At 72.8% G+C, this 559-nt stretch carries 1 protein-coding gene; it reads right to left on the reverse strand.

The features are described from left to right. On the reverse strand, positions 1-559 hold a 559-nt coding region (locus tag G3I71_RS46105), incomplete at both ends, for a glycoside hydrolase domain-containing protein (RefSeq protein ID WP_164324902.1).

The raw sequence follows: 559 nt of genomic DNA on the forward strand, positions 1-559 counted from the left end.
CGCGCGCCATGCGGTAGCCGATGGGCAGGTTGCCCTCCTCCTCGGCGATGTGCAGCAACGCGTTCGCGAGCTCGACCGCACGGTCCGGCGCGAGCGTCGTCATGAGCGGCAGGTGCGTGCGGTAGATGTCCCACATGGTCGACAGGTCGAACGCGAACGGGCCGGGCGTCGGCCAGAACGGGGACTCGTCGACCGCGAGGCACGGCTTGATCAGCGAGTGGTAGAGCGCGGTGCCGAGCACGGTCGCGCGGTCCGACGACGGCGTGTCGACCTGCACCTTGCCGAGGTGCTCGCGCCACACGGCCTGCGTGGTCGCGCGCCGCCGCTCGAACGACGACGGGCCCGGCCCGCACTCGTGCTCGAGCGTGCGCGCGGCCTGCTCGACGCCCCGCAGCGAGAACCCGAACCGCAGCTCGACGACCTGCCCCGGCTCGGTCGGCCCGGCCCACATGAGACCGAACGGGCGCAGCGTCGTGGGGCGGATGCGGTCGAAGTCGAGGCGCGTGCCACCGGGCATGAGCCGCCGGTCGTACCAGAGCATCTGCCGCCAGTGCTGGGC

Origin of the sequence: Streptomyces sp. SID12501 (assembly GCF_010550245.1) — a bacterium.
GTDB lineage: Bacteria > Actinomycetota > Actinomycetes > Streptomycetales > Streptomycetaceae > Streptomyces.